At 35.6% G+C, this 25,875-nt stretch carries 17 protein-coding genes and 3 tRNA genes; 10 read left to right on the top strand and 10 right to left on the bottom strand.

From position 1 onward, the window contains the following. Positions 1–229: 229 nt before the first annotated feature. On the top strand, positions 230–1,366 hold the full coding sequence (locus IV494_RS00850) for an alpha/beta hydrolase (protein WP_196078282.1): 1,137 nt from the start codon (positions 230–232) through the stop codon (positions 1,364–1,366). A gap of 93 nt (positions 1,367–1,459) precedes the next feature. On the opposite strand, the gene IV494_RS00845 is transcribed toward IV494_RS00850, so the two are convergent. Both IV494_RS00845 and IV494_RS00840 read right to left on the bottom strand, forming a co-directional pair. After that, positions 1,460–1,936, bottom strand: a complete 477-nt coding sequence (locus IV494_RS00845) for a hypothetical protein (protein WP_196078281.1) — start codon at positions 1,934–1,936, stop codon at positions 1,460–1,462. Between the two features lie 9 nt (positions 1,937–1,945). Next, a complete protein-coding gene (locus IV494_RS00840) occupies positions 1,946–2,359 on the bottom strand; it encodes a hypothetical protein (RefSeq protein ID WP_196078280.1) in 414 nt (137 codons plus the stop codon). A gap of 233 nt (positions 2,360–2,592) precedes the next feature. Here IV494_RS00840 and IV494_RS00835 point away from each other — a divergent pair, with 233 nt between their 5' ends. Next, positions 2,593–4,734 carry a S46 family peptidase gene (locus IV494_RS00835; protein WP_196078279.1) on the top strand — a complete coding sequence of 714 codons (2,142 nt, stop codon included), beginning with the start codon at positions 2,593–2,595 and terminating at the stop codon, positions 4,732–4,734. A gap of 298 nt (positions 4,735–5,032) precedes the next feature. Here IV494_RS00835 and IV494_RS00830 read toward each other — a convergent pair whose 3' ends face one another. From IV494_RS00830 to IV494_RS00815, 4 genes are all read right to left on the bottom strand, one after another. After that, a complete protein-coding gene (locus IV494_RS00830; protein ID WP_196078278.1) occupies positions 5,033–6,475 on the bottom strand; it encodes a hypothetical protein in 1,443 nt (480 codons plus the stop codon). 116 nt (positions 6,476–6,591) lie between these two features. Further along, the gene (locus tag IV494_RS00825; RefSeq protein WP_394368389.1) at positions 6,592–9,480 is read right to left on the bottom strand and encodes a M16 family metallopeptidase; all 2,889 of its coding nucleotides are present in this window, start codon (positions 9,478–9,480) and stop codon (positions 6,592–6,594) included. Positions 9,481–9,523: 43 nt separating this feature from the next. Further along, positions 9,524–10,924 (bottom strand): aspartate ammonia-lyase, encoded by a 1,401-nt coding sequence (aspA, locus tag IV494_RS00820; protein WP_196078277.1) that lies wholly within the window; start codon positions 10,922–10,924, stop codon positions 9,524–9,526. A 160-nt stretch (positions 10,925–11,084) separates the two neighbouring features. Next, complete coding sequence (locus tag IV494_RS00815) at positions 11,085–12,101, bottom strand: N-acetylmuramoyl-L-alanine amidase (protein WP_196078276.1); 1,017 nt, start codon at positions 12,099–12,101, stop codon at positions 11,085–11,087. A 133-nt stretch (positions 12,102–12,234) separates the two neighbouring features. On the opposite strand from IV494_RS00815, the gene IV494_RS00810 reads away from it, so the two are divergent. From IV494_RS00810 to IV494_RS00795, 4 genes are all read left to right on the top strand, one after another. After that, a tRNA-Ser gene (locus IV494_RS00810) sits at positions 12,235–12,321 on the top strand. Between the two features lie 22 nt (positions 12,322–12,343). Continuing rightward, positions 12,344–12,418, top strand: a tRNA-Pro gene (locus IV494_RS00805). Positions 12,419–12,500: 82 nt separating this feature from the next. After that, positions 12,501–12,574: transfer RNA gene (locus IV494_RS00800), tRNA-Arg, on the top strand. A gap of 375 nt (positions 12,575–12,949) precedes the next feature. Then, the gene (locus tag IV494_RS00795; protein ID WP_196078275.1) at positions 12,950–13,645 is read left to right on the top strand and encodes an ATP-binding cassette domain-containing protein; all 696 of its coding nucleotides are present in this window, start codon (positions 12,950–12,952) and stop codon (positions 13,643–13,645) included. A 54-nt stretch (positions 13,646–13,699) separates the two neighbouring features. Here IV494_RS00795 and IV494_RS00790 read toward each other — a convergent pair whose 3' ends face one another. After that, the gene (locus IV494_RS00790; RefSeq protein ID WP_039352108.1) at positions 13,700–14,086 is read right to left on the bottom strand and encodes an SRPBCC domain-containing protein; all 387 of its coding nucleotides are present in this window, start codon (positions 14,084–14,086) and stop codon (positions 13,700–13,702) included. A 33-nt stretch (positions 14,087–14,119) separates the two neighbouring features. Between IV494_RS00790 and IV494_RS00785 the strand changes: the two genes are divergently transcribed. Next, positions 14,120–14,725: an NUDIX hydrolase gene (locus IV494_RS00785; RefSeq protein WP_196078274.1), complete on the top strand. Its 606-nt coding sequence runs from the start codon at positions 14,120–14,122 to the stop codon at positions 14,723–14,725. On the opposite strand, the gene IV494_RS00780 is transcribed toward IV494_RS00785, so the two are convergent. Continuing rightward, complete coding sequence (locus IV494_RS00780; protein ID WP_196078273.1) at positions 14,722–15,996, bottom strand: UDP-N-acetylmuramoyl-tripeptide--D-alanyl-D-alanine ligase; 1,275 nt, start codon at positions 15,994–15,996, stop codon at positions 14,722–14,724. The genes IV494_RS00785 and IV494_RS00780 overlap by 4 nt on opposite strands. Positions 15,997–16,058: 62 nt before the next feature. Beyond that, positions 16,059–17,666 (bottom strand): gliding motility lipoprotein GldJ, encoded by a 1,608-nt coding sequence (gene gldJ / locus IV494_RS00775; protein ID WP_196078272.1) that lies wholly within the window; start codon positions 17,664–17,666, stop codon positions 16,059–16,061. Positions 17,667–17,828: 162 nt separating this feature from the next. Here gldJ and porU point away from each other — a divergent pair, with 162 nt between their 5' ends. The 3 genes from porU to IV494_RS00760 all read left to right on the top strand — a co-directional run bounded on the left by porU (position 17,829) and on the right by IV494_RS00760 (position 25,223). Further along, positions 17,829–21,734, top strand: coding sequence for a type IX secretion system sortase PorU (gene porU / locus IV494_RS00770; RefSeq protein ID WP_196078271.1), 3,906 nt, complete (start codon positions 17,829–17,831; stop codon positions 21,732–21,734). Between the two features lie 26 nt (positions 21,735–21,760). After that, the gene (gene porV / locus IV494_RS00765) at positions 21,761–22,885 is read left to right on the top strand and encodes a type IX secretion system outer membrane channel protein PorV (RefSeq protein WP_196078270.1); all 1,125 of its coding nucleotides are present in this window, start codon (positions 21,761–21,763) and stop codon (positions 22,883–22,885) included. 76 nt (positions 22,886–22,961) lie between these two features. After that, positions 22,962–25,223, top strand: a complete 2,262-nt coding sequence (locus IV494_RS00760; RefSeq protein WP_196078269.1) for an FUSC family protein — start codon at positions 22,962–22,964, stop codon at positions 25,221–25,223. Here the strand turns inward: IV494_RS00760 and IV494_RS00755 are convergent. Beyond that, positions 25,199–25,810, bottom strand: coding sequence for a 4'-phosphopantetheinyl transferase family protein (locus IV494_RS00755; RefSeq protein WP_196078268.1), 612 nt, complete (start codon positions 25,808–25,810; stop codon positions 25,199–25,201). The two genes, IV494_RS00760 and IV494_RS00755, sit on opposite strands and share 25 nt — an antisense overlap. Positions 25,811–25,875 lie beyond the last annotated feature (65 nt).

The raw sequence follows: 25,875 nt of genomic DNA, 5'->3' as shown, positions 1-25,875 counted from the left end.
AAAAAGGTGAAAATTTTAGGTTATCCAGAAATCCGCCTTTTACACATCAAATATATTTAAAATAAAAGTAAAAAACAGTCGGAAAATGATTTATGATTAAATTACCGATTCTCAAATCATAACTTAAAATCATTACGTAAAAAAGAAAACGAATTGCATTTTCCAGGACAGAAACATTTACAAATTAAAATTCTTATTTTTAGACCTTCAAAAAACAGCAGAACAAGAAATGAATTTTACGATAATATCTAATGAAGATGACGACAGACCCGTATTTATTACCGGTAATTTTAACAAATGGGATCCGAAAGATTTAGCTTTTCAACTTAAACTTATCGATACAAATTCTTATACCATCGATATTGACGATGAGAAACTTCCGGAGGCGATTGAATATAAATATACGCGCGGAGGTTGGGGAAATGTAGAGATCGACCGTTTCGGAAATATTACGCCCAACAGAAAAGCGAATAAATCGGACAGCGAAAAAGAAGATCATGTCGAAAGATGGCGTGTAAACTGGGGACCGTTCAAAAAAGAATTCTTCCCAATTGTTGAAATAATTTCTGAGAAATTTTTTATTCCACAGTTGAACCGAACAAGAAAGATCTGGGCACTTCTACCCTACAATTATCATAAAACTAAAAAAGATTATCCCGTTCTTTATCTTCATGATGCTCAAAATCTTTTTAATGAAGGTTCGGCTTTTGGAAACTGGGAAATAGATCAGAAAATGTCAATCCTCGCGGAATACGGACGAGGCGACGTCATCATCATTGCCATCGAAAATGGTAGTGAAGACCGAATTAAAGAATACGTTTTAGATAATAATTCGATCACGGAAAATGCAGAAGGCAAAAAATACATTCGTTTTCTTGCAGATACTTTAAAACCTTATGTTGATTCTGTTTATCGTACAAAACCGGAGCGGGAATTTACTGGAATTGGTGGAAGTTCTTTGGGTGCTTTGATCAGTATCTACAGTGGATTTTTGTATCCGGAAGTTTATTCGAAACTGATGATCTTCTCCCCTTCGCTTTGGATCAATCCGGAGAATAATTATCCGCAAATGAATTTCAAAAATCCTTATGATATTAAAGTTTATTTGTATGGTGGCGAACTGGAAGGTTCTGAAATGACCGAAAGAATGGATCTTTTCGAAAAAACCATGGAAGGTTGGGAAGATTCGCATTCGCTGCAGTTTGAATTTAAGATCAGCATTAATAACGAAGGTAGACATCAGGAATTTTTCTGGTCGCAGGAATTTCCAAGAGCGGTCGAATGGTTATTTTACGATACGGAAGAAGACCCGAAAGAATTGGCGGCAAAAGCGGAGATCGTGAGAAACGAAACAAGCGAAATTTAAAACATCAGCTTCGACAAGGAGAATTTGATTATGCTTTTAAAAAAAAATTCGGCGACAGATAAACTGTCGCCGAAATATTTTGAAATCAAAACTTTAAAGTTTCTCTGTCTGAGAATTAGCAATTTTCACCGCGATCTCATAAACATTTCCGCGCATGAGGAATTTAATTCTTTCTCTCGTCGTCACGGTATTCACTTCTCCGTTTTTAATGATGATGATGCGATCACCTGATGCGATGTTCTGGTCAGAAATCCAGTCTTCTGGCAAGACATCATTTTCTTTTTCCTTCATATTTTCTAAAATATCTTCTGCCATTTCCTGAAATCTTGGATCATCAGAATACAGCACTTCATATTCAGGATCTAAACCTACTCTAAACGTATTTCTTGTCGCCATTAAATGACCGTCAGAATTCATTTCAGGATTATCGGCACCATCGGTAAAACCAACTTCAACAATTTCTCCTGCATTTTCCGCTGCATATTCTTCTGCGTCTTCAAATCTTTCGAAATTGGTGACATAAGTGTAATTTTCAAACTGATACTTTTGTAGTCTCTCTGTATTTTTCATATTATTAATTTATTTGTTCTTATTTTCTATTTCTTCTTTTACCTCGTGCCACTCATTATCTTTCAACTTCGCTTCGATTTTTTCAGCTTTCAAACTTTGTCTCAAAAAAGCAAAAAGGCTCATATAAACATTGGCTACAAATACCAAAGCAAAAAGGGAAACAATATAACCCCGCCAATCGTCATAAAGCAATTTATATTCTGTAATGATCAGAAATATCGCGGTAACATAATGACTGAAACAATATTCACAGGTGAAAAGATAGAAAAATTTTCTTTGAACGAGTTTTTTACATTCCTGCGATTTTTCTACACAATATGACCGAGGTTCTTTAAAAATTTCTTCGTGCGTCACCGTCCACGCGACACAAGCAATAGGAATGGCAAGGATAAAAAGCCAGGTAATTTGTTGAGAAAGCTCCATGTTTTAATTTATCTGTTTCGACTCAAAAATTATACCTCATTAAATTGAAGACTTCATTTTTCTCAAAATTAATATTTATGGAATTACTATCAACCTCAATTAAAGATCTCAATTCAATTTATTTTTAAAAGTTAAAATCATTCAATATTAAAAGATAAAACCATAAAATCTTCCCTAAAGTTACGCCAAATTTGTTTCCTAAAATTTCCTTATTTTTAGGGCAAATTTTTAAAATGAAAAGAAAGCATATTTTACTCTCAGCAGTATTATTTCCGGCGGTGATGGCATTCGCGCAACAGTACGGCGGAATGTGGATTCCCACGGAACTCAATGAAAAAGAAATGAAAGATTTAGGAATGAAAATTTCTGCAAAACAGATCTTCGATACTTCTAAACCAAGCATAAAAGATGCTGTTGTTCAGTTTAATGGTGGTTGTACCGCAGAAATTATTTCTCCGCAAGGTTTGCTTCTAACGAATCACCATTGTGGTTACGGGCAAATTCAGAAACATTCGAGTGTTGAACATGATTATTTAAGCGATGGTTTCTGGGCGAAAGATATGAATGGTGAACTGCCAAATCCGGGAGTTACGGTTGATTTTATCTCAGACATTAAAGAAGTTACCGCACAAGTCTTAGCAGGAACTCAGAATTTAGATGCAAAAGCTTCTGAAGAACTCATTAAAAAAAATATGGAATCCGTAAAATCTGGTTTCAAATTAGAGCCTTGGCAAAAATTAATGATTCGTCCGATGTATTATGGCAATAAATATTACGCTTATCTCATCGAAACTTACAAGGATATTCGTTTGGTTGGAGCACCGCCGCAAAGTATTGGGAAATTTGGTTCAGATACCGATAACTGGGTTTGGCCAAGACATACGGGAGATTTCTCTATGTTTAGAATTTATGCGGATAAAGACAATAAACCGGCAGAATATTCGAAAGACAATGTTCCGTACAAACCAAAATATTTCTTACCCGTTTCCATTAAAGACAAGCAGGAAAATGATTTCACCTTCGTATTCGGATTTCCAGGAAAAACGACTGAATATTTACCGGCAATTGCGGTAGAAAAAATAATGACGGAAACTGATCCAACCATGATCGCGGTTCGTGAAGTTGCCCTGAAAACTTTAGATGAAAAAATGCGTTCGGACAATGCAACGAGAATTAAATATGCTTCGAAATACGCCTCTGTAGCTAATTACTGGAAAAAATGGATCGGCGAAGTCGAAGGTTTGAAAAAATCGGATGCGGTCGGAAAAAAGAAAGCGTACGAGCAGACTTTAATTGCGAAAAATCCACAGATCAAATCAACGATCGACGAGTTGAACCGACTTTACACAGAGCAATCTCCATACTCTTTGAATAAATCTTTTTATTCTGAGACGGTTCGAAATGCAGAAACGCTTTCTCTCGCCAATAACTTCTACAATTATATGCAGGCGGCAGAATCCGGTAAAATGGATGCTAAAGCTTTAGAAGGTTTTAAATCCAGATTATCCGGGATCTATGAGGATTACGATGGTGAATTGGATGCGAAAGTAACCGCAAAATTATTGGCGCTTTATGCAAATAAAACACAATCTAAATTTTTACCTTCAGGTTTCGATCAATATAAAAATGAAGCAAAAAATCTTGCCGATATTGAAAAGCTCTCAAAAAACTCCGTAATTACAGGACGCGGTTCTATCAATGGCGCAACAACTTATACTGATATTAATAAAGTTTTCGCAGATCAGAATGCTTTAATTAAAAATCTAAAAAATGATCCGTTGATGAAACTCTTCATGAATTTTAGAGAAACGTACATGAAAGGGACAGATTCTCAGTTCAGTGATTATCAAAATCAAATCGATGTTTTGCAGAAAAAATATATGGCACAGCAGATGGAAACGGATAAAAACCGAACTTTCTTTCCAGACGCGAATTCTACACTTCGTGTAACTTATGGAAAGATCAAAGGTTCCAGTCCAAGAGATGCTGTAACGTACGGTTACCAAACGCATATTGCGGGAATTATGGAAAAATATGTTCCTGGAGATTATGAATTTGATGTTCCAAAAAAACTGATCCAACTTTATAATACGAAAGATTATGGAATTTATAAAGACAAAAGCGGCGATGTTCCTGTAAATTTTACCGCGACAAATCATACGACCGGCGGAAATTCGGGTAGTCCAACTTTGGATGCTTATGGAAATTTAATTGGTCTTAACTTCGACAGACAATGGGAAGGAACGATGAGCGACATCAATTTCGATCCCCGTTTCAGCCGAAATATTATGGTCGATACGAAATATATCCTTTTCATCATCGACAAATATGCAGATGCAAAATGGTTGATCAATGAGATGAAAGTGGTGAAATAATCCGCCAAAATTAGTAATAATAATTCACGGGATAATTTTCACGGGATTTTTTTTTGGTTATATGAAAAAATGTTGATCTCAAAATTGTCAAGTGGAAATCAATAATTTTTCTCACAAAAAAACTCCGGACTTACCTCCGGAGTTTTAGTTTTCATGGTTTCTAGTTTAAATTCTAATGAAAAAATGTAAAGTTATTATGTTTTACATTGCAAATATCTGCAATCCAGCGAGTCTAAACAAGAGTGTAATCACCCTTTATTTGAAAATCATCAATTTTCCCAGTTAAATTAATCGATTTTTAATCACAATTACAGTTTGCCCGACGGTGTCTTTTCATTTCATTATCCCAAAAAGGATAGATTTTTAACGCAATATAGAAATCACCGGAATGCAGTTTTTTCTGATTAAAAAGTAAAGGTAAAACATTAGAACTGCCTAAAATTAAAGGTCCAAATCTCAAATATCCACCGAATTGAAGACTTCTATATTCATACAAATACATTGAGGCACCGTAACCTAAAACTGGCTTATGAACAGAATAGGAAGCTGAAAAAACATTGCTTCTCTTTAAAGAATTTTCGAAAACTGGGATCCGCTGAATCCAGTCTGCATTGACATACTGATGCTCGCCAACGTTTTTACTAGCGTTTAAATGAATGCTCGTCGGTAATCCCATCTGAAAATCGTTGCCACGAAAAGAGGCATTTTCATTGCCATAAACTTCTTTGCTTAAAAGCTGAAAATATTGATCAGGACTTTTAAATTTGGTGTTATCAAGATTCGTATTATTAACTACTTTGATGCTATTTCCTGCAAACAAATGTTTTTCACCGTCATAATTGACTTTTCCAAGGTCCAGAATATTTAAGCTGGCTTTAAAATTATAATCATCAGAATTTTCAATAGGATCAACAACTGCAATTCCGAAATCTAAACCAAATCCTTTCCCTTTTTGCTTGTATTCATAACGTTTTTTGTCAAAATTATAATTGGTTGCGAGGTTAACTTCAATGTCATAATTCGACGCATAGATGGTTTTCGTATCGACTCCGTTTGTGATCTCCGAAGTCCTGTGCAGCTCGATCGGTGAATTACTGTTCACCTGCAAAGCATCAAAACCGATCTCATATTTAACATTTGCGCCTACAATCCATTGGTAATCGGAATAAGGAAATATTTCTGTAGCGACATTAAGACCAATTTCGCCCCAGTTCATAAAATTAATTTGCAAGGGTTTTAAAGAATAAAACTCCGGTTCTACAATTCCTTGATTGCCAAATTTTAAGTAATTATCAACGTTAATTGCAGAAGTTTGTGTTCGTAATCTTGAGAACAAACCGACTGTGAAATATTTATCTTTAATTTGGATTTTTTTACTGAAAGAAGGTCCTAAAATATCGGAACTGAAATGGTAATTACCGAAATCTTTATTGAAAAAATCTACGACACTTGCGGTATTTTCTCCATTAATATTTTTTATTTTATTGCGTGATCTTGTTGGCGTATTTCGAAGCCCCAAAAAGCTTTGCTGCGAAATATAAACGTAATCATTTTGCAAAAAAACATCTTCTGCAAATAAATTAATATCCCAGGGATTTGGATTAAGAAAAGTTTGTGTTGGCGAAACTAATGCAGCGTTTATTCCACTATATTGATCATTTGTAAAAGGTAAATTTTCCTGACCGAATAAAATTACAGGAAGAGAAATTGCAAAAATTATTATAAGATATTTTGAAAACAAGGAATTATTTATTTAATAAACAAAATTAATCCATATTTATTTCTTAAACGGCACAAAATAAAAAAAGATGAAAGTAAAATTTCATCTTTTTATTATTATCGTTATTGATTTTGTTTTTAATATCCGAAAATTTCTTCCAGACTTAATTCTCTAAAATCACCCATTTTATTTAGAGCTTCAAAATCGAGATTCTCTTTTTTACCGATGATTGCAGTATTATATTTCAACGGTTTCATTTCTTTAGTATAAAAATCGGTTAAATCTGCTAAGGTCAGTTCTTCAATTTCGGAATAGATATCTTTTCTGATATCGTAATCAATTCCTAATTTCTTTAAATTTAAATGATTAAAGAAAATATTGGTTCGGTTCACCCTTGCCGCAGCAATTTGTTTTAAAGCCGAATTTCTAGCATTATTAAACTGAGCCGGAACTTGCGGTAGATCAGCCATTAATTCATCCATCGCAATGACTGCTTGTGATAATTTATTGGCCTGAGTTCCCACATAAGTGGTGATATAATCCGGATGATCGAGTTCACTGTTAGTGGCGTAAGAAACGTACGCAGAATACGCCAAACTCTTACTCTCCCGAATTTCCTGGAAGACAATTGAAGATAATCCACGCCCAAAATATTCATTAAATAATTTTATTTTTCCGAAGTTTTTCAGGTTCACATTGCTTCCTTTTGCGACTTTGGTCATTTCAGTTTGAACCATATCGTAATTGGTAAAATAAATTTTTCCTTCAGTCGCAGGTTCTTCATATATTTTTTTTGGTGGAATTGCTATAATTTCTTCCTCAATAAAAGGCTTTACATATTTTTGAAAATGATCAAAGTCAGTTCCGTAAAAGAAAATTTGATAAGGCATTTGAAGCAAGTCTTTAACTTTTTCCGTCATCTCCTCCGAATTAATTTCCTTCAGTCTCTTTTCAGAAATGATATCTGTAAAACGGGATTCCCTGCCGAATTTCGCGTAACTGGAAAGCGCCGCCATAATTCTACCCTTGTCTTTTTTAGCGACTTCCCTACTTTCTAAAATAGTATTGATGTTCTGACGATAAACTTCTTCATCAGGTTTTGCATTTTGCATCCAGTCTTTCAACAATTCAATTCCTTGCGGCAAATTTTCTTCCAAACCGCTGATTGAAATAATGAGCTGATCTGAAATCGTTCGGAAATCATTGGAAATCCCCAGTTTAAAAAATTCCTCGTTGAGTTCTTCTGCATTTAATTTATCAGTCCCTAAGTATTGCAAAACCTGAGTTGCCAAACCGAGCTCTTTGTCATGATCGCTTCCGAAAGGGAAAATAAAATAAGCCTGTGCAACATCATTGTATTTATTTTCAACAAAACTTACTTCCTTACCTTTAATTTGAGCGGTTTTAATGGCTGTTGAATAATCAATAAATTCAGGTTTAATATCAGTGGATCTTTCCTTTAAAACTTCTTTTAAAAATGAAGACTGTGCATCTTTATTTATCTTAATAGGCGTAATTCCGGGGTTTTCTACACGAACCAATTTATCATTGATCCCTTTTTCTTTTTTTACAACGACATAATTTTCTTTGAAAAAATCATTCGCAAATTGTACAATATCTGCTTTTGTAATCGTCTCGTATTCATTAATTTCATTCAACTCTTCTTCCCAGGTTTGGTCATTGATAAAAACGCCATAAAGTGTTGTCGCCAAACCATCTGCGGTTTCAAAGGCTTTCATTCTCTGGATCTTCATATCGTTGATTACCGCCTGAATAAGCCACTCGGGGAAATCGCCTTTTTTCACCAATTCGATCTGATCGAGCAATAATTGTTTTGCTTCTTCTAAAGTTTGCTCATTTTTCGGTACAATAACCATCGAAAAAGTTCCATAATTTTTGAAAGGCGACGAATAAGCCATGGCGCGCAAAGCTTTTTGACCTTGATTGATATTTAGATCGATCAATCCAGATTCGCCTGAATTTGATAAAATATTGGCAACCATTTCAGCAAGTCTGGCTTCATGTGTTCCATAAGAATCAGTTCTCCACGCCATTTGTAATCTCGGTGCAGACGGACTTTTTACCGTTCTTTCTACAATTTCGGTCATTGGCTCTTCAGAAATCTTCGTCTTTTCTGGAAGTTTACGGTATTGAAAAGTTCCGAAATATTGATCGACTAATTCGATCGTTTTCTCAAAATCTAAATCTCCCACCAAAACCATTGCGTAATTGTTGGGAACATAATATTCATCAAAATATTTGTGAATCGCGACCATGGATGGATTTTTCAGATGTTCCGATTTCCCCAAAGTCGTTTGTTGACCATTTGGATGTTTGGGAAAAAGTGCGTCCATCAATTCATAATTCACCAAACGAGCGTCGTTATCTTGGGCACGGTTAAATTCTTCGTAAACCGCTTCCAGTTCAGTATGGAATAATCTTAAAGTGAGTTCAGAAAATCTTTCTTTCTCAACTTTCAGCCATTTTTCTAACTCATTATTCGGAATATTATTTTTGTAAACCGTTTCATCGAGCCAGGTATGCGCATTTGTTCCCGAAGCTCCGAGCGACGAAATCGCTTTATCATATTCGTTCGCGATGGCAAACTTGCTGGCTTCCTGCGAAACTTCGTCAATCTTTTTATAAAGTTCTTTCTTTTTCTCTGGATCCTGTTCCGCTTTATGTTGCTCATAAAGGTTGGAAATTTCCTCCAAAAGTGGTTTTTCCTTCTCCCAGTTCGCCGAAGCTAATTTAGACGTTCCTTTGAACATCATATGCTCCAGATAATGCGCCAAACCTGTATTGTCGGACGGATCATTATTGCTTCCAGTTTTTACGGGAATATAAGTTTGAATTTTTGGAGCATCGAAATTTTGAGCAAGGTAAACTTTCAACCCATTTTTTAGGGCGTAAATTCGAACTCCATTTTTGTCATCGATTACCGATTCGTAAGAAAATCCTGCTTTATCTGTGAACTTATTTGTCTGAAATATGGCTGCACCTGTCATTTTAATCGATCCTGTCATTGGTTTACTTAAAAAATTTTATAATTGAAAATTTTGATATCAATTAAAACTGATGCGGTTTCAACATATTTTTAGGATCCAAAATTTCATCTAATTTTTCCTGAGAAAGAATTCCTTTCTCTAAAACTAAATTATATACACTGTTTCCTGTTGCTAAAGCTTCTTTCGCTATTTCTGTAGAATTTTTATATCCGATGTAAGGATTCAACGCTGTCACAATTCCGATGCTGTGTTTAACCATATTGAGGCAAATTTCTTTATTGGCAGTAATTCCAACAATACATTTTTCTCTTAAAGTATCTAACGCATTCCCAAGGAAATTCATACTTTCCATAATAGCATGCGACAAAACGGGCTCCATTACATTGAGTTGTAATTGCCCGGCTTCGGCGGCGAAAGTCACCGTTAAATCGTTTCCAAAAACTTTATAACAAACCTGATTAACAACCTCCGGAATTACTGGATTCACTTTTCCGGGCATAATTGAAGATCCAGGTTGCATTGGCGGAAGATTGATTTCAAAAAAACCTGCTCTTGGACCGGAAGAAAGCAATCTCAAATCATTACAAATTTTAGAAAGTTTCACCGCAAGTCTTTTCATTGCCGAAGAGTAGATGACATAAGAACCAGTGTCAGGAGTTGCTTCGACCAAATTTGGTGCAGAAACAACAGGATAACCAGAAATCTGAGCTAAGTTTTTCGCGCACAATTTGGCATAACCAACCGGAGCATTAATTCCTGTTCCGATCGCAGTTGCACCCATATTTATTTCAACAAAAAGGTGAGCGTTGTTGTTCAATTTTGAAATATCTTCTTCCAGAGTCGCGGCATACGCTTCGAATTCCTGACCCATTGTCATCGGAACGGCGTCTTGAAGCTGCGTTCTTCCCATTTTGATCACATCGTTGAATTCAACGCCTTTTTGGCGAAAAGCTGCAATTGTTTTCTTTAGTTTCTCAACCAATTCTTTGTTCATCTGCAACAAAGCCATTTTTATCGCGGTTGGATATGCATCGTTTGTTGATTGCGAAAGATTGATATGATCGTTTGGCGAACAAAATTGGTAATCGCCTTTTTCTTTTCCTAATTTTTCTAAGACAATATTAGCAATTACTTCATTGGCATTCATATTCACAGAAGTTCCCGCTCCACCCTGAATCATATCAATAGGGAATTCATTGTGAAATTTACCTTCCATCAACTCATCGCAACTTTGCGCAATTTTCTGATAAAGACCTTCTTCCAGCAAACCTAATTCGTAATTTGTTTTAGCAGCTGCTTTTTTCACCATTGCCAAACCTCTGATAAAGTGTGGATAGGAAGAAAGATACTGACCGGATATTTTAAAATTCTCAATCGCTCTCTGTGTTTGAACACCGTAATATGCGTTTGCAGGAACCTGTAAAGTTCCTAAAAGATCACTTTCATTTCTGAAATTTTCCATAAAAATAATTTGTTGAAAAGTTAAGATTTTTTTGTCGGATTTTAAAATGAGTTTTCAATTTCCTCTTGTAAAAAACGGACGAAATATGGTCGTCCGTTTATGGTTTTCGTTGAAATTTCTTTAATTCAATTTGAATAATTCAATTGAAATTAAAGAAGATTTATTTATTAGGATATTTTTGATTCAAAGCTTGCAAAATTGACCAGGTTTCCGCATCCATCAAACCGTCATATTTTTCCGGTCTGAAATGATATTGAAAAGCTTCGATCGTTTTTTTGGTGGCATCATCGATCGTTCCCGATGGTTCTAGACCATATCCTAAAGTCTTCAAAGCAGTTTGGTATTTGAAAATAGATTGTGCGGTACTCATCTCTGCCCCAAAAGTTTCCGGAATGATCTGACTAATGAAATTCTGTTTTGTAGCTTCGTCGTACCACATTCCGAGTTGATAGTCTTTGTATAATTTTTTCCAGGGGAATTTTGGACCTGGATCTTGCTTTCTTGTCGGCGCAATATCAGAATGTCCTAAAATATTCGTCGCCGGAATCATATATCTGTTCGCGATATCTTTCACTAAAGCTGCGATTTTGAGAACCTGTGCATCGTCAAATTCCGGGAAAACGCGCGTTCCTGTGGAATCTGTTTTGTAACCACTGTTGACAATTTCGATCCCTATAGAAGTATCGTTGAGCATCTTATCCGTTCTCCAGGCGCTAATTCCTGCGTGGTAAGCTCGTTTATTCTCATCAACCAGCTGATAAATTTCTCTGTCACCCAAGTTATTGACAAGATAATGCGCGCTCACCGATTGCTGGGTAAGAACCGCGACAGACTTATCATCATCCAAAGCAGTGTAATGTAAAATAATATATTTCTGTCTAAAATTTTGCCCGACTGCAGGAAAATAAGTTTTTACAACATTGTAACCGTTCGGATTTGCAGAAACGATAGAACCGTAACTGATCGTATTATCATTTTTGGTGGCATCTGCAATATTTTCCTTGTAAAAATCCACTCCCCCTTCATGCACAATTTTAGGTTTTGCAACAGAAACTGGTGGGTTTGCAGGCATCGTTTTGGGTAAAGTTGGTTTTGTAACCACTTTTTGAATATTTTTTTGACTTCCACAGGAAACAATAAGAAAACTTAAAGAAATGATATATAATGGCTTACGCATAGTTGTAAAAATTTTGTTAAAAATAATGTCAAAAATACAAATATTTTTTAGGAAATTATTTTGGTTAGTAGGCAAAACTTTTCTATATTTGCACTCGCAATTACAGAACAGAAGCTCTTATAAATATTGCAATGGAGAGTTGCCTGAGTGGCCGAAAGGACTTGTTTGCTAAACAAGCGTATGGGAAACTGTACCAAGGGTTCGAATCCCTTACTCTCCGCAACTTTCACAAAAAAATTATTCGGGGCGTAGCGTAGTCCGGTCATCGCGCCTGGTTTGGGACCAGGAGGTCGCAGGTTCGAATCCTGCCGCCCCGACTTTATAGAAAACTCTTTCGAGAGTTTTCTTTTTTTAGAGACTTCATCTTCCCAGAGATAAGTTCAAAAACCCCAATATTTTGGGTGCGTAGCTCAGCTGGATAGAGCATCTGCCTTCTAAGCAGACGGTCACAGGTTCGAATCCTGTCGCGCTCACTTAAAAACTTCACATTTATTTGTGGAGTTTTTTTTGTTTAAAATAAAATGTAAAACTAGATAGAGCATCCCGATTTTTAATCGGGACGGTCACAGAGCCAGTGCCGATCTGTCGGCATTCGAATCCTGTCGCGCTCACTTAAAAACTTCACATTTATTTGTGGAGGTTTTTTTTGTTTCAAATGGAGATCAAATTGTTAAGGCTTCGGGATTTTAATCCGGACGTTCACAGAAAATTTATGACTCTTCCTTTTTTCTTTATAGACTGGGAATAATTATTGGGTCTTTTTTATTAAACATTATTAATGACTATTTTTATTTATCACAAAAACTTCTACTTCATTTTCCTAAATTTGCAGTCTTCAAATTAAGTTTATGTCACTACGAATCATCAATCTTAGCAAGAAATTCGGCGAACAGATCGCTCTGAATAATATTAATATCGAAATCAACAACAACGAGATAATAGGTTTATTAGGTCCAAACGGTGCCGGAAAATCCACGTTGATGAAATCTATCGTAGGTGCATTGAAAATTGATGATGGTGAGATCTTATTTGATGGAAAAGATATTCGGGTAGATGAAATTAGCGTAAAGAAGAAAATGGGTTTTCTCCCGGAAAATAATCCTTTGTATAGCGAAATGTATGTAAAAGAATATTTAAATTTCGTCGCTGATCTACATCAAATTTCAAAAGAACGAATTGAGGAAGTTATTGACTTGGTTGGGATCACACCTGAAAAATCTAAGAAAATCTCCCAATTGTCAAAAGGTTATCAGCAGCGAGTTGGTCTGGCTCAAGCGATCTTACATTCCCCTGATCTACTGATCTTAGATGAACCGACAAATGGCTTAGATCCCAATCAGATCATAGAGATTAGAAACGTAATTAAACAGATCGGAAAAGAAAAAACGATCATCCTTTCCACCCACATCATGCAGGAAGTAGAAGCGCTCTGTTCCCGCGTAATTTTGATTCATGAGGGAAACATTATCCAGGATTCGAATATTGAGGAATTTAAGGGGAGATACGGTAGTTTGGAAGAAGCATTTGCCAGTTACACCCAATAATAAAAATCCCCAAAATGAATTATTTTGGGGATTTTAATTTTTATAAAGTTGTATTTAAATCTTTTCGATATTGTCGGTTAGCGAATTAATAAAATTCTGAAGGGGCTTTTCAACCATCATTTTAATGAACGGATTAAAATTGCCTTCAAAAAGCAATTGAACTTCAGTTTGATTTTCGCTGATCGCATTAAACATTCCTTTCAAAGAAAATTCTAAGCTTGAACTTGCAGATTTCAAAACCACCTGATTTTCTGTAACTTCTTCAATTTTCAGGGCAATTTCGGGCATTCCTTTCAAGCTAAATTTAAAACCATTATCGCGAACTTCAAAACTTTGTAATGAATCCGGCATTAATGTTTTATAATCTTCAGGATTTTTCAACAATTCTACCAATTCATTCACTGATTTATTTACAATAATCTTGCGTCCTTCTAAATTCATTTTTATATTTTTGTATTAATTAAAACGTTGCAAATGTATAAAGTTTTTGTGAATGAAAAAAAATTAACTTTAAGTAAGTATCCTGAAGACATTCAAAAAAATTTGCGCTTCGAAGGTTTTGCAACTTTAGAAATTGCAGTTGATCTTTTAGAAAACACCTCATGCTCAGAAATGAATGTTTACGGGGAAAATATTGAGGAAATTTGGGAAGATTTCACGCACATGTTCAAAGTTATTGAAGCTGCAGGTGGTCTTGTAAAAAACAAAAAAGACGAACTGCTGTTTATCCGGCGAATGGGCAAATGGGATCTGCCGAAAGGGAAAATAGAAAAAGATGAATCTTTGGAACAGGCGGCGCTTCGGGAAGTTGAAGAAGAAACGGGTTTAAAAGAATTAATTTTAGAAGAATTCCTCAACAATACGTTTCACATTTACACCGAACGAAATGGAGAAAAGATTTTAAAAACTACCTATTGGTTCAAAATGACCTACGTCGGAAACGAAACGCCTGTTCCTCAAATCGAAGAAGGAATTTCGGAAGTTACCTGGAAAAATGAAGAGATGATCAACAGAGAAGTTTTGCCAATGACTTTTCAGAATATTAAACTTGTCCTGAATGATTACTGGAATTTAAGTTAATGAATAAATTCCAGAATTTGCTCTAAAGCAATTCCGCGCGATCCTTTTAATAAAATATTTTTTGAAGAAATTGAATGCTCCTTTAAATAAGCTGAAAGCTCTGCAGAATTCAGAAAAGACCCCGAATTTTGATTGACGTTTGTAAAATGATTTCCAACGGTGATCATTTCATCAAAATGCAGCTTTTGCGCTAAGTCCAGAATCGCCTGATGTTCAGTTTCTGAATCTGCGCCTAATTCTAACATATCACCGATAATAATTGTTTTTGTGCCGTCGAACGTGCTGAAATTTTTAAGCGATTCAGCCATAGAACTCGGATTGGCATTGTATGTATCGAGCACAAAAACCTTTCCGTCCTTTTCTAAAATCTGCGACCGCATATTGGTCGGGATATAATTTTCAATGGCTTTTTTAATGTCTTCAAAACCGACGTTAAAATGAAATCCTAAACTCGCCGCCGCACAAAGATTGGTAAAATTGTAATTACCTGTTAAATGGGACTGTGCTTGATTTCCTTTAAAAGATAATCCTACAAAATTCTGCGTCGAAAATTCTTCGAATTGATAGTCAGAATTTTCTTTACCAAAAGTAATTTTAGGAGAATAATCTTCTGTTTTCTTTACTTGAATGGGATCATTTTCATTCACTAAAAGGGTTTGCTTGTTTTCTATCAGATAGTCATACATTTCAGATTTCCCTTTAATAACGCCTTCAACTCCTCCAAAACCTTCAAGATGTGCTTTACCGAAGTTGGTGATGTATCCTAAATTCGGTTGTGCAATTTTACAAAGCATTTCTATTTCCTTCTGGTGATTCGCTCCCATTTCTACAACGGCAATTTCATGTTCCGGTTTGATAGAAAGTAAAGTTAGAGGGACACCAATATGATTATTGAGATTTCCAAAAGTGTATTGAACGCTATACTTTTGCGACAGGACCTCGTGAATAATTTCTTTGGTCGTCGTTTTTCCGTTGCTTCCGGTTAGAGCAATGATCGGAATTTTGAGACGGCTTCTGTGCAAAAGAGCTAATTCCTGCAAAAATTGTACAGTAGAAGAAACGTAAAATATATTACGCTCAGTATTTTCAAAGGCTTTTTGTTCTACAATAACTGCTAAAGCTCCCTGGTCGATGGCTTTTTCTGCCAAAGTTGCAGCGTTAAAATTCTCTCCGGAAAAAGCAAAGAAAATATCATTTCTTTCAATTTTTCTGTTGTCGATGGTTACTTTCCCGGCTTGTAGAAAAATGGGATAAAAAGTGGCTGCATTCATTCTCCAAAAATAAAAAATCCTTCTGCAATTACAGAAGGATTATTAAAATATTTTAAATAAAATTATCTTTTTGTTCTACCTTTTCCAGTTGATTTAGCATCTTGCGATACTCGGAAACCAACCCATCCGTAAGATTTTCCTTCTTCACGGAATCTTCTTTGACCCGGATCTAACCAGTAAGATCCATCTAACCAGGAACCTCCTTTGATTACACGTACCTCATTAGAAATTCTGGTGGTCCTGGATACTTTATCTTTTTGCATAACTACTCTACCTCTATCATCAACAATAAATCGTTTCTGCTTAGAATTGTACATATTGTAACCTGCTGTTGTACTGTCTTCTTCTTTACCATAACCTGCATCAAGAGATGACTGGAAATCTCCGTCTCTAAAGTTTCTGTTATCAGCAACTGTTTCTCTCTCATATTGTCCTGGTAAGCCTTTATACACTAATCTTCCGTCAGAAAGCGTATCGTATTTCGCTGCTTCAATTTTCTTGAATGTTCCATCAGCATTTTTTACCACTTCTTTGGAAACATTTCCTCTGTAATAATTAAAATCACTTGCATCTTCATCTATAATTGGTCTGTAAACATCGGCAGTCCATTCAGAAACGTTACCGAACATTCCAAAAATTCCCAAATTATTCGAAGGATATTGTTTAACATCGGAAGTTGTTGGCGAACCATCATTTTTCCATCCTGCAACTCCAGAATAATCTCCTCTACCTTGCTTAAAGTTTTCAAGATACATTCCCCGGTTTTTTCCTTTTTTACCTTTCAGCATTTGGATCTCAGGTTTTTTGCTGGTGTAGAGATTGTATTCTCTTTCTTTTTGCATTCCAAGTGCCGCAAATTCCCATTCAACTTCCGTTGGAAGTCTGAATTTTTCTACAACACCTGCAGTTGCATTACGGTTAGCAGCAAGAATTCTTTGATTCGAAGTTTTGATCCCGGATTTTTGCTGTAATCTTTGCGTATTAATGTACGCTTCCATTTCAGGATCATTCGCTTTAAATTTATCTAAATTAAAGGAATTGGCTCCTTGATTATTCGCGTCATTAGTATAGAAATCTTTCGAAATAACTCCTTGTTCCATCAATGCTTTTTCGTTTGCACGATCAGTCAACCAGTCGCAATATCTTGAAGCCTGCAACCAGGAAACTCCTACAACAGGATAATAATCATATTCTGGTCGTCTGAAATAGGTTTCTGCAAAATCGTTTCTTGACAATTTATTATTCCAAACCAAAGTATCTGGAAGCGCGCCTTTGTATATTTCTTTAAAACTTGGATCAGATGGTGGAAATACAAATTTCAACCAGGTCACATATTCTCTGTATTCGTAGTTGGTGATTTCAGTTTCGCCGATAAAAAATGCACTTACCTGCATTCTTTTTGGAGTATTATTCCAATCATGCATTACGTCATCTTTTACCTGTCCCATGGTGAAGGTTCCGCCTTCTACATAAACCATTCCCGGCCACCCTTTCTGTTTCTGTTGTTTTCCTGTAAAAAACCAACCTTTTTGATCATTTGGTTTCCAACCGGTCTTACTGGTAAAACGTTTTGTACCACCACCTTTTTTACCGCCACCGCTTCCGCCGCAACTCATAAGTAAAATGGTAGAACTTAGCATTATTAATGAAAACAACTTTAGTTTGCTCATAGTTTATATCGAATTTATCAAAGTACAAAGAAAAAAGAAATAATCTTATAAATCAAATTATAATATTGATTTTTTTGGAAAACGTTAACAATTTAATTTTATTGTACCATATTATTATTTATTATTTTTCGTTTAATTTGTATCCGTGAAACTATACACCACATGAAACGCATCTTAACTCTTGTCTTAACCAGTTTGTTTTTCTCTTTTGCTGCTGCACAAACCATTAATATTCAATGGAATGGAAGCAAAGTCATTGATTTTGGAAGTTATAAAACAACCGTCCCATATTTTACCAATGAAGGTTTTGCTTACGAAGAAGGTTCTATCTTTTTTCGTTCCAGTGAAAAATTTTCGGGTGGTAATCAAAAAATAGGGAATTTTGTTTGGGAAAAAATAACCTCAAAAGAAATTTTTGAAGTAAGTACGTCCAGCATTCCGATGCAGGAAAAATCATCAGTTTCCTATTATACCGATCCTTACACTCAGGAAAAAACGACAAATATTAGAGTCTCTACCTTAAAATTAGAAAAAGACAATCTTTTCCGATTGGTTTCTTTTAGTATTGTAAGCGGTGGAAACGCGAATCCGGCATTATCAATAACTGGTAAAATTGGATCTAACGATAATCCTTTAAAATCAGGAAATTTCTATAAAATTAAAGTCGATAAATCCGGGGTTTTCAAGATCACGTCGAAATTTTTGCGTGACAATGGCATTAATCCTTCCAATATCAATCCGAAAAATTTCAGAATTTATGGAAATGGGGGATTAATGTTGCCTGAACATAATCTGGATACACGATTTTCTGCTTTACAGGAAGATGCGATTCAAGTAATTGGTGAAAATGATGGTGTTTGGAACGATGACGATTATGCACTTTTTTACGCTCAAGGTCCAAACGGTTACAATATTTATAAATCTGATGGAAATTCAAATGGAAACGGAAACCGCCGAATAGATACCAGAACTGAAAAATCAAATAATTTCATCAATATATATGATGATTTCGCCTACTACTTTATCAATTTTGATTTAGGCCCCGGAAAAAGAATCCAGGAAATGGACGAAGCGGTGAATGGGAATATCATTAGTCGTTATGACGATTATCAGTATATTAATGAGGAGAAATTTAATCTGATGAAAATCGGAAGAATCTGGACAGGCGATTCATTTTCTGGAAGTAAAGCGGTTTCATTTACTACAAAATCCCCGATCCAATCTACAGATGTCATTAAATACAGAACCAGAGTTATTGGTTACCAATCCAGTGGAAACAGTATCACACGAAATATTAATGGTTTAAACTCAGAGATATCTGCGATTCCTTCAGACGAAATAAAGGAATTTGTCATCCCTAAAGTGTTTGCCGGTACCATTACAAATTTACAGGGAAACACTTTAACTTTCAATTATCTGCCAAATACGTCCAGCAATCCGAATGGGAAATTTTATTTTGATTACGCCGAGGTTCAATATAAAGAGGACTTAAAATTTAATAACTCCCAGATGAATTTCCGGAGATATGATATTAATGAAGGAAGTGGAACCACTTACACATTCAATCTTGCAGATGCCTCTTCTGTAGAGCAAATATGGCAAGTTTCCGACATCACCAATGTCACTAAAAAAGTAAATAAATCCGGAAGTACATCGAATTTTGCTTTTGGTTATAACGCCAACAATAATATTTTCGTCAACGAATTTGTAGCATTTAAAAGCAGTGATGCGTTCGCACCTTCTTTTGTTGGAAAAATCGAAAATCAGGATCTCGCAGGATTACAAAATATTGATTATTTGATGATCACGGTTCCGCAAATGATGGGTCAGGCACAACGACTTGCAAATTTCTATCAAAATAAATATAATGTTGCTGTAGTCGACATCAATAAAATTTACAATGAATTCAGCAGTGGCAGCAAAGATATTACCGCAGTTCGGGATTTCGCGACGAAACTCAATACGCCAGGTGGAAAATTAAAATATTTATTTATTCTTGGTGATACTTCTTACGATTACAAGGGGAAAAATAACCCCGGGTCAGACATTATTCCGTCTTACGAAAGTGAAGAGAGTGGAAATTATGCCGATTCTTTTGTGACAGATGATTATTACGGAATGACTTCATTGCAAAGCCCTTCTACGTATGCTTTGTCTGATACCCTACCCGATCTACCAGTCGGTAGATTACCTGCAGCAAATATTTCCGAAGCCAAATTGTTGATTGATAAAACGCTTGCATATACCAATGCACTTCCCGGACAATCAACCCCTTTTGGGGAATGGCGGATGAAACTTGATTTTGTCGTAGATGATGATGCAGATAATTTAGTTCCGTTCCACAATACGATGAACATTTCGCTGGTCAATAATTTTGAAGCAGGTACTTTAAGAAAAGAATATAATGTTCGGAAATTATATCTGGACGCTTTCACTGCTCAAACTTCTGCGGGTGGACAAAGATATCCGCAGGTTAACCAAGCGATCTCTAATGATGTTGGGAACAGTCTTTATCTCTTTTATTTCGGACATGGAGGAATTAATGGTTGGGCGCAGGAACGAGTACTAACAATTGATCAAATTCAGAATTTTAATAATTACAACAACGTTTACACGCGTTTTCCTTTAGTTTCTACAATCACTTGTGAATTCACTTTATGGGATGATCCTGCTACATTTTCGGCAGGAGAACAGGTTATCAAATCAAAACAAGGCGGCGCTGCAATAATGATTACATCGAGCCGTGCAATTGGTGTAGGTTATGGCGAAGAATTTACCCAAATTTTCACCAAGCATATCTTTGAATTGGTCAATGATGATTTCACTAATCTTGGCGATGCATTTTTAAAAGCAAAAATAGAAAAGAAGACAAATGCGAACCATTTGAAAGTAAATTATCTCGGAGATCCTGCAATGAAATTGAGTCGCCCAAAAAGATTGCTCAATATTGACCAGATTGAATCACCAGTTTCGGGACAATTACGCGCGCTTGATTTTGTAACCGTTAAAGGGCATATTAATAAAGCAGATGGTACAATAGATACCTCATTTAATGGCAGAGTTGCAATTAATATCTTTGATAAGAGATTAAATAAGAAAACATTAAATAACGACAATGAGCCGAAGATGACACCCGTTCTTAATTTTTCAGAGGAAAATGGTCCTATCGTAAAATCTTCAGGTCTTGCTGTAAATGGTGTTTTCGCGGTTGAATTTTATGTGCCTAAAGATATTAATTACGAAATTGGAGACGGAAGAATTTTAGCCTACGCTGACAATAAAGTATTTGATGTTTTTAATAATCAGATTCAAAAGGTTGGGGGAATTAATCCAGATGGTATTAACGATACTACTCCACCGAAAGTAAAATTGTACATGAACAATACCAATTTTGCAGATGGCGGAATTACGGATCAAAACCCTTTGCTTCTCGCTTGCGTCAATGATGATAAGGGAATTAACTCAACAGGTTCTGGTATTGGTCACGACATCACCACGATTTTAGATGGTAAAATTGTAGATACCGTTGTACTCAATGACTTCTATTTTTCCGGGGACGGAAATGGCTGTACTGATGCTTCGCTTAAAGATTACCAAAAGGGAAATGTCAGCTATCCTTTCCGTAACTTAGCACCGGGAGCTCATCAATTAAGTTTTAAAGTTTGGGACATCAACAATAATTCTACAACTGAAACGTTAAACTTTGTAGTTAAGGATGAAACCAACCAAAATTTAGTAGTTAATAAATTATTAAATTGGCCAAATCCTTTTACGAACAAAACCTATGTTCAGTTTGAACATAACTGCGATGATATATTAGATGTAAATGTACAGATCTATACCATCACAGGGAAATTAGTAAAAACAATAAGCACCTCCGTGACGGCAGAACCTTTTTTCCAGGGGTTTAGAACACCGCGAACTGCGATTGAATGGGATGGTAATGATGATTTTGGTGACGCAGTTGGAAAAGGAACTTATATTTTTAAAATATTTGCAAAAAGCCAGAATCAAGATAAATGTAAGGGTACTGCAACGGCAGTAGAGAAAATGGTTCTATTAAAATAAAAAAATAACGATAAAAAATTTACTTTATGACATTGACTAAAAAACTATTTTTAGGATTAGGATTAGGATTGAGTGTTGTGGCGTATTCGCAGATTCAGCCAGTTCTTACCGGTGCACCTTTTCTACGGATTTCTCCAGATGCAAGAGCAGGAGGAATGGGAGATCAGGGAGTTGCAACGACGACTGATGCCTTCTCTCAGTTTTGGAATGCCGCAAAATATCCATTCAGCAAAACAACTTCTGCGATCGGAATTAATTATACTCCTTACATGGGTAAATTGACCAATGATGTATTTCTACTTTATGGTGCTTATCACCAATTTTTGGGCGATGAAGAGAGATCAACGATCTCTGCGAGTATCTATTATTTCAACATGGGTTCTGTAGATCTTACAGATTATGTTGGAAATGAAGTAGTTCAGTTAGGTACAGCAAAACCAAATGAATTTTCAATTGATGTTGCTTATGGTTTAAAGCTTACCGATAATTATTCAATGGCAGTTACAGGTAGATTTATCCGTTCAGATTTGTCGGGTGGTTTCAACTCCGATAATACTTTGAAGCCTGCAAACTCTTTCGCAGTAGATGTTTCAGGATATTATATGTCTCCGAAACATGCAAGTATTAATGACTTTGAAGGTCGTGCGAGAGGTGGTTTTGCTATACAGAATTTAGGACCAAGGTTAGATTATACTGGTAACGACGAATCTAGATCATACCTTCCAACCATGGCAAGGTTAGGTGCAGGTTACGATTTGTTTGTTGATGATCTAAACCGTGTAGGATTAAATTTCGAAGCTTCAAAAATTTTGGTTCCGGGACCTGATAATACGGGGAACGTTCCCAATGTTGGTGTACTTGATGGCATCGGAAAATCATTCAGCAACCAAAAAAGTTTAATGTTTAGTGGAGCTGTAGAATATGAGTACGACAATGCTTTCGCCATAAGAGGTGGTTATTTTCATGAAAGTGAAGAACAGGGAGCTAGACAATACGCAACAGTTGGGGTTGGTCTTAAATACCAGTCTTTCGGTTTAGATATGTCTTATTTAATCAATACATCCAAAGTTAATTCAGCTTTAGATAATACTTTGAGATTCGGATTAACATGGAATATTGGAGAAGATTCTTCAAATTCACAAGACTATTAATTCTTCTCAATTTTAAAATAATAAAGTCTCAAGAAATTGAGACTTTTTTTATACCTTAAACTCCTAAATTTACATAATGAATTACGCCACAGAATTTAAAAAATTTGCAACGAGCCAGTATATCTTTTCGGCAGTGCGAATTACTTTGGCAATCGTAGTTCCAAGCATTATTTTCGCTTATTTCGGCTTGCTCAAAGAGTTCTTTCTCTTCCCTCTTGCAACGAGTTTTGTAGGATTAACAGATCAACCGGGCCCTTTTGTGAGAAGAAGGAACTCTCTGATTCTTGCCATTGTGTGCTTCTTTTTTGTGGCGCTTATTGCGAGTATTATTAAAGATTATCCGCCACTTATTTATATAGAAATAGTTGTTTTTGGATTATTTTTTTCCATCATTGGTGTTTACGGACAAAGACTTGCTGCAGTCGGTTCTTTATCTCTGGTCGTTTTGGCGATTTTTATTGATGGTCATTTGACAGGTACAAATATTATTAAAAGTTCCCTCATCTTTTTAGCCGGTTCTATCTGTTATCTCCTTATTTTCCTTGTAGTTTCCCGAATTCAGCCCTACAAATTAGCAGGACAAATGATCGGCGAAAATTATCTTCTCCTTGCGGATTATCTGAAAATAAAATCTAAATTCTACCTCGACAAACCTGATTTTGCCAGTTTATATTCGGAAGTAATTGCAGAACAGATCAAAATTAAAAATCTACAGGAAGAAACGCGGGAAACTGTTTTCAAAACACGAAAAATCGTCAATGAATCAACGACGACCAGCAGATTATTGATGTTGATGTTTCTCAACTCCATCGATCTTCATGAGAAGTTAATGACTTCAGACAGTGATTATAATAAAGTTCAGGAGAGTTTCGGTGACACCGGTTTTTTAAAATCAATCAGTTTATACCTGGAAAAACTTTCGGAGGAACTAAGCAATATCGGAATTGCACTGCAAAGTGGCTCCAAAGCAAAACCTATTCTACAAATTGAAGACGAACTCAATAAACTTTTTGAAGAATATTTTGACTTGCGCAATCAGAAATTGAACTCCGGTAATTTGGAAAACTTTATGGTAATGCGGTTAATTTTAGTCCGTATCACAGACCTTACAGACGAAGTAAAAACCATTTACAAAGTGTTCAGCCAGGATCAAAAGTTGGCAAAAAGTCTGTCAACAGGTTTAGATCTGGAGAAATTCTTGCCGAGCACTCAAAAATTAAATTTAAAGGTTTTATGGAATAATTTTTCCTTGAAATCATCGCAGTTCCGGCATTCGATCCGAATCGTTCTGGCATTATTGATCGGTTATTTATTTTCTAAGTTAGAATTCCTCGGCATTGGTCATTCTTACTGGATCTTAATTACGATCGTTGCCATCATGCGACCGGCTTATTCCACCACCAAACATCGAAATCTTTTGCGTTTATACGGTACCGTCGCAGGTGCAGTCGTAGCCTATCTTATTTTATTTGGAATTTCGAACACCGCTTTTCTTTTTGCATTATTGATGTTAAATATGATCTTGTGCTTTAGTTTTTTGAAAGCCAATTATTTTTGGGCAGTTTTCTTTATGACAATTTATGTGTTCTTAAGTTTCAATTTTCTGAAACCCGGAAACGTAAATCTGATTTTTAAAGACAGAATTCTCGATACAGCGATAGGCGGAATTGTAGCTTTCGGAGTTTCTTATTTCATCTTGCCGGTTTGGGAACATACCCAGAATTTAGATTTAATGAAGAAAGCCGCGAAAAGCAATTTAAAATATTTCACGGCGGTCATGAATTTCTTTAATGATAAAAACACTGCAATTCAAGAATACAAATTGCGAAGGAAAGATGCTGTGATCGACTTGGCCAATCTTTCTGACAATTTCCAGCGAATGATTTCTGATCCCAAAAATCAGCAGAAAAAACTCGAAAATATTCATCAGTTTGTGAATACGGCGCATTTGATAACGGCTTATATCGCATCATTCTCTCAATATCCAAAATCTGCGAAAGATTATCCAGAGATCGATTTTGAAAGTTGGAAGCGTAAAATTTCTGCTGAATTATTGCGAACGAGTTTACTTCTGGAACAGGAGAAATTTCATGAAAACATTAGAGAAGAAAGCGCTCTGAAGCCAGAAGATTCTGTAGAAAAATTAATGGAAATTCGAAAAAAAGAAATTACCGAAAATGAAATTTCTAATCTGCGCGATCCCAACCGAATCACGCATCTCACAGAATTGAAAAATTTACAGGAAATCTTGGAACTGATCTACGACGTTGCCAAAGAACAAAGAAAAGGGGCGGAAAAAATAGAACCGGAACATCAGTCAACAATAGTAAAACAATAATTTTCAAAAAATTCTACTCTTGCACTATAAAGATCTGAAACCTTCTCGTCATGGACTCTGCACTGAATATTGAAAGGAAAATCCAGACTGAAAGGTTTTACTTCATAATGCTTTTTGAGCGACCAGTAATTAGAGTGATGAATTTTGTACAGGCTTTCTTTCAAAGACCAGATCACCGTTAGATAAGCAATTTCTTTTTCTTCTTCGATAAAACCAGCTTCATCTTCATGCAAAAATTTGTGTTGAATTCTTTTGATCTTTTCATTAAAAGGCTCAATATCGATCCCAATTTTATTTTTTGAGATCGCCAAAGCCGCGTAAGGAAAAGAATGCGTTACCGAAATTTCAAAATCATTCGGAAATAAATAAGGAGTTCTTTCCTGGTAGAGAATTTTGTGATCAGGCAAGACAGATTTCAGAATTTTCCGCACCAAAAGAAGTTCTTTCATTTTAGTCGGGTGATAATCTTTTATCTTGTCATAATTCTCTTCCTCAACTAAAAATTGAGAATTTAATTCTTCCTTTTCATCATATTTCCAAAGGAGAATCATCGCGTTATCATCTGAAAAATCTCTATAAAGTGGCATCAAAAAATATTATATCGTAAAAGTAAGCAATTTGACAATTAGTAAATATCAACTCATAGATTTAA

The organism is Kaistella gelatinilytica, from assembly GCF_015679325.1.
In the GTDB taxonomy this organism is placed as follows: Bacteria; Bacteroidota; Bacteroidia; order Flavobacteriales; family Weeksellaceae; genus Kaistella; species Kaistella gelatinilytica.
This window is presented reverse-complemented; position numbering and strand designations above follow the sequence as displayed.